The sequence below is a fragment of the Brevundimonas sp. CURTG3B2_SDJG genome, assembly GCF_057364705.1.
This window is the reverse complement of the sequence record NZ_JBNFOJ010000069.1, coordinates 1-11,641: the sequence shown is the minus strand read 5'-3', so window position 1 is coordinate 11,641 and position 11,641 is coordinate 1. Positions and strand designations below refer to the sequence as shown.

Genomic DNA, 11,641 nt, shown 5'->3' with positions numbered 1-11,641 from the left:
CCTGGGCGTCCAGTCGCGCGGGCCGGGCTGCACGCCCAACATCCTCGTCGTCGCGGCCCGGTCGGGCGACGCCTCGGCGTTCGTCCGCCGCACCGTCGAGCAGAACGAATTCGAGTTCCGGCCGTCACGGGGCGGCACGGACCTGGGCAGCGCCGCCCTGGACGCCTTCGTGGCCTCCGAGGCTCCGGTGCGCTGGTGGCACGTGAGCCTGCCGGTCCATGTCGAAACGGGCGCCACCGCCATCCCCCTGGACGGTGAGGACCCGCCGACCCTGACCGTGCCCGATGTCTCGCGCCTTCACGCCGCCATCCGAAACGATCTCGCCCGGGTGATCATCGTGGTCGACGCCGAGAGGGCGGGCGGGGTGCCTTTCGCGGCCCTGGCCGACTATGTGGCGATGGTTGCGCTGGCGCAGATCGATCCGGCCGCCGACGTCCGCAGCGCGGATTCGATCCTGAATCTGTTCAATGGCGCGGCCCGTCCCGGTCAGCGGATGACCGAGTGGGACGCCAGCTTCCTGGTCGCCCTGTACGACTCGCGGCCCAATCCGGCCAACCCCGGCCAGCTGGAGCGCGAGATGGGACGCGGCATGACGGGCCTGCTGACCCGCGAGGCCCCGGCCGACTGACGGACGGTTCGGTCCCCACCTTGCGTCAACACTCCGGCAAGACGATATCCTGTCCAACAGGGACGGCGGCCGCTGAGTCGCGCCCGAAGCACCCCTCAGCGGGGATATCCGAGAAGGCCTGAATGCGCGATCCGATCGAACTGATGAACATGAACCTCGTCCCCATGGTGGTGGAGCAGTCCAGCCGGGGCGAGCGGGCCTTCGACATCTTCTCGCGCCTGCTGCGCGAGCGGATCATCTTCCTGACCGGGCCCTTCGAGGACGGCATGGCGTCGCTGATCTGCGCCCAGCTGCTGTTCCTGGAATCGGAGAACCCGAAGAAGGAAATCTCGATGTACATCAACAGCCCCGGCGGACAGGTATCCTCGGCGCTCGCGATCTACGACACCATGCAGTACATCCGCTCGCCGGTCTCGACGGTGTGCATGGGCATGGCCGCCTCGGCCGGCTCGCTGATCCTGACGGCCGGCGCCGCCGGCCAGCGCGTGGCCCTGCCGAACGCCCGGGTCATGGTGCACCAGCCCTCGGGCGGCTTCCGCGGCCAGGCCTCGGACATCGAGCGCCACGCCGAGGACATCCGCTACACCAAGCGCCGCCTGAACGAGATCTACGTCCAGCACACCGGCCGGACCTACGAAGAGGTCGAGCGCACCCTGGACCGCGACCACTTCATGTCGGCCGAGGAGGCCAAGGCCTGGGGCATCGTCGACCACGTCTACGACAAGCGCGAGCAGGCGGACGCCGACGGGGTCAAGACCCCGGGCGCCTGATCGGTTCTGGCACGATCAAGAGAGGGCGCGCCCGGGCGGGGCGCGCTCTTTTTCTTTCGTGCTATCAGGCGGCGATGAAGACGCATCACGCCAGCGGAACCGTCGAGGTGGACGGGGACATCTATCACTGGACGCTTCGGCGTCAGCCGCGCCCCCTGGCGGGCGGCCGCTGGGAGGGCGTCGCCCTGACCCTGCGCCACCAGGACTTCAAGCGCGAGGCGATCGTCCAGTTTCCGCCGCCGGTGAGGCCCAACGGCCGGCCGGACACCGACAAGCAGCAGATCGATCTGGACCACGTCCGCAACGCGGTCGCCGCCGCCATCGAGGCCGGGTGGGAGCCCACGTCGCGGGGCAAGCCGGTGGAGTTCTACGTCGACGCCGAAGGCCGGTGATCGGCTAGGGCCGGTCCCTGAACACCCGGAACCCCGGCTCGTCCGCGAGGGTCAGCATCTCGGCGTCGCCCGAGGTGTCGCCGTAGGCGGCGGCCAGGCGGACGTCGCCGCCATAGGCCTCGCGCAGCCGCCGCACCTTCTCCTCGCCCCGGCAGTTGGCGCTGGAGAAGGCGCCCGTGACCCGGTCCTGGCTGTCGAAGGCCAGGCGGGTGCCCAGCAAGGCTTCGGCGCCCAGCCGGCGGGCGAAAGGCGCGACGGTGAGCTCCGGGCTGGCGGTGACGATGACGCGATGGGCGCCCCTGGCCCCCCAGTCGTTCCAGACCTTCAGGGCGTCCGGGCGCATGAAGCCGCTCCAGGCGGCTTCGGCGAACCGCTCCGGCCCCGGCCTCCAGCTCGGCGCGCGGGATGCCGCCCAGGAACTCCTTCACCGAGGCCGCCTTGATCCGCCCCCGGTCGCGGTCCCGGGCGTAGACGGCCAGGGCCGGCGCCATCCTCACCAGGCCCAGCGCCCAGCCCCCCGCGCCGGCCCGCCAGCGCAGGAAGGCGGTGAAGCTGTCGCGGACCGTCAGGGTGCCGTCGAAGTCGAAGGCGACGATGGCCCGGTCCTTGCCAGGGGACTGGTGAAAGCCGTCCGGGATTCCCATGTCAGACATTCGCCGTGATCCCCATCAACAGTGAACGTCCCAAAACCGTCCACCGCCACGCTTTCGCGGGGTTGTGGCGGGCGCGGGGATGGGTGATTGTCAATTTTTGAAGACCTTTGCGCCCAGGGTTCGGGAATCAAACGTGAAGGAAGCGCGTCGGCCCCATATCGGGGTTGATCGCGGGAGTGAGAAGGGTCGATGACCAAAGCCGCCGGCACAGACGCGAAAAGCACCCTCTATTGCTCGTTCTGCGGAAAGAGCCAGCACGAGGTGCGCAAGCTCATCGCCGGGCCGACCGTGTTCATCTGCGATGAATGCGTCGAGCTCTGCATGGACATCATCCGTGAAGAGCACAAAATCTCGTTCTCCAAGGCCAAGGACGGCGTGCCGTCGCCCAAGGAGATCCGCGAAGTCCTGGACGACTATGTGATCGGCCAGGGCCACGCCAAGAAGGTCCTCTCGGTCGCGGTCCACAATCACTACAAGCGCCTCAACCACGCGACGAAGAACAACGACGTCGAACTGGCCAAGTCGAACATCATGCTGATCGGGCCGACCGGCTCGGGCAAGACGCTGCTGGCCCAGACGCTGGCGCGCATCATCGACGTGCCCTTCACCATGGCCGACGCCACGACCCTGACCGAGGCCGGTTACGTGGGCGAGGACGTCGAGAACATCATCCTGAAGCTGCTCCAGGCCTCGGACTACAACGTCGAGCGGGCCCAGCGCGGCATCGTCTACATCGACGAGATCGACAAGATCTCGCGCAAGTCGGACAACCCCTCGATCACCCGCGACGTCTCGGGCGAGGGCGTGCAGCAGGCCCTGCTGAAGATCATGGAAGGCACCGTCGCCTCGGTGCCCCCGCAGGGCGGCCGCAAACATCCGCAGCAAGAGTTCCTGCAAGTCGACACCGCCAACATCCTGTTCATCGTCGGCGGCGCCTTCGCGGGCCTGGAGAAGGTGATCTCGGCGCGCGGCGAGGGGGCTTCGATCGGCTTCGGCGCCCGGGTCAAGGAAGTGGACGAACGCCGCACGGGCGACATCCTGAAGGGCGTCGAGCCGGACGACTTGATGCGCTTCGGCCTGATCCCCGAGTTCATCGGCCGCCTGCCGGTGCTGGCCACGCTGGAGGACCTGGACGAGGAAGCCCTGGTCAAGATCCTGACCGAGCCCAAGAACGCCCTGGTCAAACAGTACAAGCGCCTGTTCGAAATGGAGAACGTCGACCTGACGTTCACCGACGACGCCCTGACGGCGGTGGCCAAGAAGGCCATCACCCGCAAGACCGGCGCCCGCGGCCTGCGCTCCATCCTGGAGGGCATCCTGCTGGAGACCATGTTCGAGCTGCCCACGTTCGAGGGCGTCGAGGAAGTGGTCGTCAACGCCGAGGTCATCGAGGGCAAGGCCCAGCCGCTGCTGATCTACGCCGAGACCAAGGGCAAGAAGAGCGCCCAGCCGGACAGCGCCGCCTGACCGGCTGAACGAATCCCTCACGGGATCAGGGGCCGCACGCCGGGGGCGTGCGGCCCTTGTCGTTCCCGCGGACGGGTTTCGGGCGCGTTCCGGCGTCGGGGGTTGCGGGCGGGCCACAGCCCTGAACGGTGATTTCCTGCCGCCGGCGGCGCTCGCCGGCACGCCACGACGTCCTGCGAGGGCCGCCCCGCACGAACCGTGCAGCTTGGCCGGGATCGAACGCTCCCCAGCCGCCTGCACCCGTCACGCTTGAACGCCGCGTCCGCAAAACCACATACTCAACCGAAGGCCGCCGAACGGCGGGCCGAGTCGATACGGCGGGGCATCGCGTCCCGACCGCCGGCCCGGCGGGCTCGAGATCAACAAGGGCCCCGGAGTACGCATCATGACCGAGACCAAAACCCTCCCCGTCCTGCCGCTGCGGGACATCGTCGTCTTCCCGCACATGGTCGTGCCGCTGTTCGTGGGCCGCGAGAAGTCGGTCCGCGCGCTGGACGAGATCATGAAGGGCGAGAAGCAGATCCTGCTGGCCACTCAGAAGAACAGCGTCGACGACGACCCCTCGGCGGACGCCATCTATCCGATCGGCGTGCTGGCCAACGTCCTGCAGCTGCTGAAGCTGCCCGACGGCACCGTCAAGGTGCTGGTCGAGGGCAAGGGCCGCGCCCGCTTGCTGAAGTTCACCGACCGCACCGAATACTTCGAGGCCGAGGCCGAGGAGATCGCCGACGAGGCCGGCGAGCCGTCGCAGTCCGAAGCCCTGCTGCGCGCGGTGATCGAGCAGTTCGAGAACTACGTCAAACTGAACAAGAAGGTCCCGCCCGAGGCCCTCAGCTCCATTCCCCAGATCACCGACCCGTCGCGCCTGGCCGACTCGGTCGCCGCCCACCTGTCGGTGAAGATCGGCGACAAGCAGGCCCTGCTGGAGACCATCGCCGTGCCGCAGCGGCTGGAGAAGGTCTACGGCCTGATGGAAGGCGAGATCTCGGTCCTGCAGGTCGAGAAGAAGATCCGCTCGCGCGTGAAGCGCCAGATGGAGAAGACCCAGCGCGAGTATTATCTGAACGAGCAGATGAAGGCGATCCAGCGCGAGCTGGGCGAGACCGACGACGCTCGCGACGAGATCATGGAGCTGGAGAAGCGCATCCGTAAGACGCGCCTCTCCAAGGAGCGCGCGCCAAGGCCGAGGCCGAGGTCAAGAAGCTGCGCAACATGAGCCCGATGTCGGCGGAATCCACGGTGGTCCGGAACTACCTGGACTGGCTGCTGTCGATCCCGTGGGGCAAGGCCAAGACCAAGCCCATCGACCTGAACAAGGCCGAGGCGATCCTCGAGGAGGACCACTACGGGCTGGAGAAGGTCAAGGAACGGATCATCGAGTACCTGGCCGTCCAGTCGCGCACCAACAGCCTGAAGGGCCCGATCCTGTGCCTGGTCGGCCCTCCGGGAGTCGGCAAGACCTCGCTGGCCAAGTCCATCGCGAAAGCCACCGGGCGCGAGTATGTCCGCATGTCGCTGGGCGGCGTGCGTGACGAGGCCGAGATCCGCGGTCACCGGCGGACCTATATCGGTTCGATGCCGGGCAAGATCATCCAGTCGATGAAGAAGGCCAAGACCACCAACGCCTTCATCCTGCTGGACGAGATCGACAAGCTGGGCGCCGACTGGCGCGGCGACCCGTCTTCGGCCCTGCTGGAGGTGCTGGACCCGGCCCAGAACTCGACGTTCGGGGACCACTATCTCGAGGTCGACTACGACCTGTCCAACATCATGTTCGTCACCACGGCCAACAGCCTGAACATGCCGCAGCCGCTGATGGACCGGATGGAGATCATCAGGGTCAGCGGCTACACCGAGGACGAGAAGGTCGAGATCGCCAAGCGTCACGTCCTGCCCAAGGTCACCGAAGAGAACGGCCTGAAGCCGGCCGAGTTCGTGGTGCCGGAAGACCAGATCCGCAACCTGATCCGCTACTACACCCGCGAAGCCGGCGTGCGGTCGCTGGAGCGCGCCCTGGGCGGCCTGGCCCGCAAGGCGGTGCGCGAGATGGCCAAGCAACAGACGCTGAGCATCACCGTCGACGACGCCAAGCTGGCCGAGTACGCGGGCGTTCGGAAGTTTCGCTACGGCGAGACGGACGAGGAGGATCAGGTCGGCATCGTCACCGGCCTGGCCTGGACTGAGTTCGGCGGCGACATCCTGACCATCGAGGCGATCAAGATGCCGGGCCGCGGCCGCATGACCGTGACCGGCAACCTGAAAGAGGTGATGAAGGAGTCGATCTCCGCCGCCGCCTCCTACGTCCGGGCGCGTTCGCTGGCCTTCGGGGTCAAGCCGCCGGTGTTCGAGAAGACCGACATCCACGTGCACGTGCCGGACGGCGCGACGCCCAAGGACGGTCCCTCGGCCGGGGTGGCCATGACGGTCGCCATGGTCTCGGTCCTGACCGGCATCCCGATCCGCAAGGACATCGCCATGACTGGCGAGATCACCCTGCGCGGCCGGGTCACCGCCATCGGCGGCCTGAAGGAGAAGCTGCTGGCGGCGCTCCGCTCGGGCATCAAGACGGTGCTGATCCCGGAGGAGAACGAGAAGGACCTCGCCGACGTGCCCGACAACGTGAAGGGCGCGCTGGAGATCGTCCCGATCAAGACCGCCGACGAGGCGCTGAAGTGGGCCCTCACCGGCACGCTGACCCCGGTCGAATGGGACGAGAGCGCCGAACCGCTTCCGCCCGCCGCCCCGCCCGCGGACGGCGCCACGGTAGTCGCGCACTGAGGCTGACCGCAGGGGCTGATACGAAGACGCCGCCCGGAGCGATCCGGGCGGCGTTTTTTCTGGGCCAGCGGCTGCGCTTCCCGGACCGACCATACGACATCGTGCGGCGGGCATTTCTTGCTTTCTCACATTTTCACGCGTAGTTGCACGTTCATGAATACTCAGGCCCTGCCGGAAGAACGGCGTCGGATCATCCTCGCGCGGCTTGGATCGGACCAGCGGGTGGTCGCGCGCGACCTCGCAACGGAGTTCGGGGTTTCCGAAGACGCCATTCGCCGCGACCTTCGCGACCTGGCGGAAGCCGGCAAATGCCGGCGGGTCTACGGGGGCGCGTTGCCGCTCGCCGACACCGCTCCATTCGTCGAACGGGTCGACCGCGACTTCCCGGTGAAGCGGTCACTGGCCCGCGCGGCGGCGGCGCTGATCGCTCCGCACAGCACCGTCTATATCGATGCGGGCTCCACCAATCTCATGCTCGCCGAGTCCCTCGTCAGGGAGCAGCCGGTCACCGTGATCACCAATTCGGTGGCGATCGCCGCCGCGCTGTACCGCAGGCCCGAGGTGCGCCTTTTCCTGGTCGGAGGCCATGTCGATCCGGCGTTGGACGGCGCCCTGGGGGCCGCCGCGCAGGATCAACTGACGCGTTACCGTCCGGATCTCACCTTCATCGGCGCGTGCGCGGTCAATCCTGACTTTGGGCTCTCGGTGCTGGATGACCGGGACGCCGATCTCAAACGGGCGGCCATCGCGGCGAGCCGTCAGGTGGTGGTGTTGGCCGCGAACGAGAAGCTGGAGCGGGCGGCCCCCCATCACGTCGCACCGCCTGAAGCCATCCAGACGCTCATCGTCGAACACGACGCCCCGGAGGAAGTCTGTTCGGCCTTCACGCGCTCCGGCTCGACCGTGATCCGCGCGGCTCACGCGCAGGACGTCATGCCGCGTCACGCTTTTCCCGACTGATCGACATGGCGGCTTTTCCCAGCCCCGCCGGCGCGCGGATCGCAACGCGGGCCGCCTTCCTCGCCGCCGGCTTCGGTCTGGCCAGCTGGGCGCCCCTGGTCCCGTTCGCCAAGGCGAGACTGGCGGTCGACGAGAGCCGGCTCGGCCTTCTTCTGTTGTGCCTGGGCGTCGGTTCGGTCGCCGCCATGGGGATCACGGGCGTGCTGAGCGCCCGCTACGGCGCTCGCTCGATCATCGTGCTCGGGGGCCTGCTGATGGCGGCCACTCTCCCGTGCCTCGCCCTCGCGGCCACGCCGGTCGGCCTCGGGGTGGCCCTGTTCCTGTTCGGCGCCGGCCTGGGATCCCTCGACGTGGCGATGAACATCCACGCGGTCGATGTCGAGAAGGACGCCGGCAGGCCGCTGATGTCGGGCTTCCACGCCCTGTTCAGCATCGGAGGATTCCTGGGCGCGGCCGTGGTCACGGGCCTGTTGTCCATCGGCGCGTCGCCGGTGATCTGCGCGATCATCAGCGCCGTCCTCGTCGGCGCGGCGATCCTGGCGGCGTGGCCGCTTCTGATGAAGGCGAAGGCCGCGCCGGACGGGCCCCTGTTCGCGGTCCCGCGCGGGGTCGTCCTGCTGCTCGCCGTCCTGGCCGCGGCGACCTTCCTCGCCGAAGGCGCCGTTCTGGATTGGGGCGCTCTGCTGATCACGGGCGGGGGCAGGGTTCCCGTCGCCCAAGGCGGTCTGGGCTACATCATCTTTTCCATCGCCATGACCTTCGGCCGCCTGGTCGGGGACCGGGTCACCGCGCGGCTGGGAGACTATCGCACGCTCTTCTGGGGCGGCCTCGTCGCCCTGTTCGGGTTCGCGGTTCTCCTTCTCGCACCCGTCGCCGCGGCGGCGCTGAGCGGCTTCGCGCTGATCGGACTGGGCGCCTCCAACCTCGTACCGGTCCTGTTCCGCCTCGCCGGCGCTCAGACCGTCATGCCCTCCGGGCTCGCGGTCGCGGCGATAACGACGACCGGCTACGCCGGGATTCTGGTCGGGCCCGCCGGAGTAGGGCTGATCGCGCAGGGCCTGGGCCTGGACATGGCGTTCTGGGTGGTGGCGGGGCTGGTCGCGCTGGTTCCCCTGCTCGCCGGAGTGGTGACCGGACAGGTGTCGGGCCGCCCGCCGAGGGTCTAGCGGCCCGACCGCGGCCGTCGATCCGCAATCCGGTTGTCCGTTGCGGACCTTCGTCGGCGCGCTAGCATGGGAGAAAGCTGGCCAGACAGGAGGCCTCGGTCATGCCGAAAGCGAAGAAGAAACTCCTTCCGAAGGACTTCGACGCCCGCCTGAAGGACGGCGACATCGCCGCGCTGAAGGCGATCTTCGACACGTGCGAACTCGATGCCCGGGGCGGGTACGCCAAGCAGACGGCGCTGGCCTTCGTCGACTGTCCGGACGAACTGGCGCGCTGGCTGGTGGACCAGGGTCTCGATATCGAGGCCCCGGACGCCTACGGCCGAACGCCGCTGCATGAGCATGCCGCGCGCCCGTGGGGCGGCAGGGTCGAGATGCCGCTCGACCTGGGCGCTGACATCCAAGCCGTCGACAGGGAGGGCGACACTCCGCTGCATAAGGCCGCCAAGTCCGGCAACGCCGCAGCCGTGCGCGCCCTGCTGGCGCGCGGGGCGCGAGCCGACGCCCTGAACACGGCCCGGCTGACGCCGTTGGCGGCAGGCCTGCAGGCCTGCACCAACATTCAGATCGAGGCGATGGCGGAGATCGCGGAACTGTTGCTGGCGGCGGCTCCGCCAAAGAAAGCGGGGCTGGGCGACCGGCTCAGAGACGTTCTTTCGGGCGGGCGCGGGGCCGGCCCGTCGGGCGAGGCGCATCTGCGCGTCTCCGTGCAGCGCATCGGCGAGAATTTCGAGTTCCATCGGGCGGGGTTCAACCCTGACTTTCTGGATGCGACCAGCGACGCGCTGGATCGCCTCTACGCCCTGTTCGGCGTCCCGCCGGTTCCGCGCCGGCTGATGCACGATGGTCGCGCTCCGATCGTCGTCCGGCCCGGGCGCTGGCAGGACCAGCATCAGGACCTTTGGGCCCTGCTGGTCCCGTCCAAGGGCGCCGCGGCGACGGTGCAGGGCGAGGTTGTCCGCATCGCCGGGCGCGTCGCCGACGAGCTCGACCGGAACGGAGGGGCCAATTGGGACGCCGACTACCGCAAGATGGGCCGGGCCTTTCCTGGCGCACACTCGCCTCGGGCTCGCCCCTGCCGGACGCCGAGCGCGCCCGTGCGGCGACGCTGGTCGCCGAGGCGTTGCGGCGTGACGAGGCGGGCGGCGAGCTCTGTCGGCTGGCGGTCGAGTGGGTGAGGCTCAATCCCACGCCGATCCCGCTGAGCGCGCCGGACTACGGGCGATAGGGTCGGCCTCAGCCGATCTGCGCCCTATGCCTCAGCATCGCATCCGCCAGCACACAGGCGGCCATCGCCTCGACCACAGGCACGCCGCGCAACGCCACGCAGGGGTCGTGACGCCCCTTCGTCCGCAGGTCGGTCTCCTCGCCGTCGCGGGTGACGGTCTGGCGCGGGGTCAGGATGGAGGAGGTGGGCTTGAAGGCGACGCGGGCCGTGACCGGCTGGCCCGTCGAAATGCCGCCCAGGATTCCGCCGGCCTTGTTGGACAGGAAGACCGGCCGGCCGTCCTCGCCCAGGCGCATCTGGTCGGCGTTTTCTTCGCCCGTCAGTTCGGCGGCCCCGAAGCCGGCGCCGATCTCGACGCCCTTCACGGCGTTGATCGACATCAGGGCGGCGGCCAGTTCGGCGTCCAGCTTGCCGTAGATCGGCGCGCCCCAGCCGGCCGGGACCCCCGTGACCTCCAGCGCCACCACGGCGCCGATGGAGGAACCGGCCTTGCGCACGCCGTCCAGATAGGCCTCCCACGCTGGCACGACCTCGGTGGAGGCGGCGAACAACGGGTTGTCGTAGACGGCGTCGAAATCGACGGCCTTGGGCGCGATCCGGTGCGGACCCAATTGGACCACGCCGGCCCGGATACGCACCGCTTCGCCCAGGATCTTGCGCGCCACGGCGCCGGCCGCGACCCGCATGGCGGTCTCGCGCGCCGAGGAGCGCCCTCCGCCGCGGTGATCGCGGACCCCGTACTTGGCCTGGTAGGTGAAGTCGGCGTGGCCGGGCCGGAAGGCGCGGGCGATCTCGCCATAGTCCTTGGAGCGCTGGTCCTCGTTCTCGATCAGGATCGAGATCGGCGTGCCGGTGGTGACTGGGCCGTTCCCGTCGTCGAACACGCCGGACAGGATGCGGGCCGTGTCGCTCTCCTGGCGCTGCGTGACGAAGCGGCTGCCGCCGGGCTTGCGCCGGTCCAGCCAGGGCTGCAAGTCCGCCTCCGCGAGCGGGATCAGGGGCGGACAGCCGTCGACGACACAGCCGATCGCCGGCCCGTGGCTTTCGCCCCAGGTGGTCACGCGGAACAGGTGGCCGAAGGTGTTATGCGACATCGAATACGGCTTAGGCCGCGAGGCGGTCCGGCGTCCAGACGCGGGTGAAGCGGATCAGCAGATCCTCCGCCGCAGAGGGCGCGTCGTTGGACGGGGTCAGGGTCACGAACAGGTGGCCTTGCGGCCGTTTTCCGCGCGCCGGCAGGCCCAGCCCCTTCAGCCGGAGACGCAGCGGCTCCTGACCGGCGACCAGCCAGGCCGAGCGGGGACCCGCGTGGGTCTCGATCTCCAGCCGCCCTCCGTCCTCCAGCAGGCGCGGCGTGACGGGCCAGGACATATAGACGTCATCGCCCAGGACGGTCAGGCCGCCCGCGCCCCGGATCAGGACGGGCAGATAGAGATCGTCGCCGTCGGTCCCCGCGCCCCTCAGCCTCAGATGCTCGCCCGAGCGCAGGCCGGCGGGGACCCGGACCTTCAGCGGCGCGGGCCGGCCACTCCCGCCAGAACCGCGCCGCCGTTCAGGGGCGTCCAGGGGGCGTGATGGGCGACCAGGGGGCGGGGGCGGAGG

General features: G+C 69.0%; 8 protein-coding genes and 3 pseudogenes. 8 read left to right on the top strand and 3 right to left on the bottom strand.

Features of this window, described 5'->3' with window-relative positions:
- From AC2W7C_RS06620 to AC2W7C_RS06610, 3 genes and pseudogenes are all read left to right on the top strand, one after another.
- Positions 1–628 (top strand): annotated as a pseudogene (locus AC2W7C_RS06620) (hypothetical protein); the annotation flags it as partial.
- Positions 629–750: 122 nt separating this feature from the next.
- Positions 751–1,398: an ATP-dependent Clp protease proteolytic subunit gene (locus tag AC2W7C_RS06615; RefSeq protein WP_486000732.1), complete on the top strand. Its 648-nt coding sequence runs from the start codon at positions 751–753 to the stop codon at positions 1,396–1,398.
- A gap of 74 nt (positions 1,399–1,472) precedes the next feature.
- Positions 1,473–1,790: a hypothetical protein gene (locus AC2W7C_RS06610; RefSeq protein ID WP_486000731.1), complete on the top strand. Its 318-nt coding sequence runs from the start codon at positions 1,473–1,475 to the stop codon at positions 1,788–1,790.
- Positions 1,791–1,794: 4 nt separating this feature from the next.
- Here AC2W7C_RS06610 and AC2W7C_RS06605 read toward each other — a convergent pair.
- Positions 1,795–2,434: pseudogene (locus AC2W7C_RS06605) on the bottom strand (HAD-IB family hydrolase).
- A 198-nt stretch (positions 2,435–2,632) separates the two neighbouring features.
- Here AC2W7C_RS06605 and clpX point away from each other — a divergent pair.
- The 5 genes and pseudogenes from clpX (at position 2,633) to AC2W7C_RS06580 (ending at position 9,989) form a co-directional block, all read left to right on the top strand.
- A complete protein-coding gene (clpX, locus tag AC2W7C_RS06600; protein ID WP_486000730.1) occupies positions 2,633–3,910 on the top strand; it encodes an ATP-dependent Clp protease ATP-binding subunit ClpX in 1,278 nt (425 codons plus the stop codon).
- Between the two features lie 385 nt (positions 3,911–4,295).
- Positions 4,296–6,688 (top strand): annotated as a pseudogene (lon, locus tag AC2W7C_RS06595) (endopeptidase La).
- Positions 6,689–6,841: 153 nt separating this feature from the next.
- A complete protein-coding gene (locus AC2W7C_RS06590) occupies positions 6,842–7,648 on the top strand; it encodes a DeoR/GlpR family DNA-binding transcription regulator (RefSeq protein ID WP_486000729.1) in 807 nt (268 codons plus the stop codon).
- A 5-nt stretch (positions 7,649–7,653) separates the two neighbouring features.
- Complete coding sequence (locus tag AC2W7C_RS06585) at positions 7,654–8,814, top strand: MFS transporter (protein WP_486000728.1); 1,161 nt, start codon at positions 7,654–7,656, stop codon at positions 8,812–8,814.
- Between the two features lie 101 nt (positions 8,815–8,915).
- Positions 8,916–9,989 carry an ankyrin repeat domain-containing protein gene (locus AC2W7C_RS06580; RefSeq protein ID WP_486000727.1) on the top strand — a complete coding sequence of 358 codons (1,074 nt, stop codon included), beginning with the start codon at positions 8,916–8,918 and terminating at the stop codon, positions 9,987–9,989.
- 58 nt (positions 9,990–10,047) lie between these two features.
- Here AC2W7C_RS06580 and aroC read toward each other — a convergent pair whose 3' ends face one another.
- Together aroC and AC2W7C_RS06570 are read right to left on the bottom strand one after the other, a co-directional pair.
- Positions 10,048–11,133, bottom strand: a complete 1,086-nt coding sequence (gene aroC / locus AC2W7C_RS06575; protein ID WP_486000726.1) for a chorismate synthase — start codon at positions 11,131–11,133, stop codon at positions 10,048–10,050.
- A gap of 10 nt (positions 11,134–11,143) precedes the next feature.
- The coding region (locus AC2W7C_RS06570; protein ID WP_486000725.1) for a DnaJ C-terminal domain-containing protein at positions 11,144–11,641 on the bottom strand (498 nt) is incomplete at its 5' end.